This window comes from Candidatus Symbiopectobacterium sp. NZEC135, from assembly GCF_025962695.1.
Genome location: NZ_JAGFPF010000832.1, coordinates 1 through 904 on the forward strand (window position 1 = coordinate 1; position 904 = coordinate 904).

The 904-nt window shown below is 52.8% G+C and carries 1 protein-coding gene and 1 pseudogene; both read left to right on the forward strand.

From position 1 onward, the window contains the following. Nucleotides 1–141: 141 nt before the first annotated feature. Nucleotides 142–456 (forward strand): DUF2623 domain-containing protein, encoded by a 315-nt coding sequence (locus J5224_RS30800; RefSeq protein WP_264628823.1) that lies wholly within the window; start codon nucleotides 142–144, stop codon nucleotides 454–456. Between the two features lie 235 nt (nucleotides 457–691). Next, nucleotides 692–904, forward strand: a pseudogene (locus J5224_RS30805) (oligopeptidase A); the annotation flags it as partial.

Genomic DNA, 904 nt, shown 5'->3' on the forward strand with positions numbered 1-904 from the left:
ATGTCTCGCACAGTATAAACGTCCTGCCGCAGAAATTATCACCGGAAAACCATATCGCAATCCTCTCGCAATCCCCCTTGCCGAAAGGGTCGATCGACCGTTATATTATTAAGTATATAACGGTAATGAGTGGAGAACATCGTGGCAAACCCCTTTGGCGATGGCGTTATGGACGGGCTTAAAGCCCAAACGCCCCAGCCATTATGCGAAATTCAGCATCATGGTATCGAATATCGACGCGGTTATATCTGTGGATACGCGTATAACCTGGCGGAAGCGGTGGGCGATCGGCAAAAAGCCGCGTTTGAGGCGGGCCTGCTGTCGCGGCGCTATGGGCTGGAGCGTGACCGTATCGCTGAGTTTTTTAGTGAATACGGCAACCCACAAACCGTGGTCTACTTTTATGCCGGTTATGATACGCCGGGAGGGAATGAGGCAGTACGTATGGCACGTTAAACACAATACCGCTCTCTTCACGCTGCCCGCTACATCGCAGTGAAACATCTGCGCAGTACCCCATGCTGACGTGTGCAATACGCGCGGTTTTCACATGCTCAGGGAATTTTCCCCGGTTCATTGATTTTTGCCCTTTCTGGCCTCATGTTAATTAATAATTCGCCCTTTTTTGCCAGCGCCGCCGTTCGCGCGATGGCCCTTGCCGCTGGCTGACACATAACGATAGGACCGTGATATGACGAATCCATTATTGACCCCGTTCGTGCTGCCCCCGTTTTCCGCCATCAACGTCGATGACATCGTCCCCGCCATTCAGTCCGTTCTGGCGGACTGTCGCAATGAGATTGAGCGTGTGGTCGCGCAGGGCACGCCGTTCACCTGGGAAAATCTGTGTCAACCGTTGGCAGAAAGCGACAATCGTTTGGGCCGTGTGTTTTCCCCTATTAGC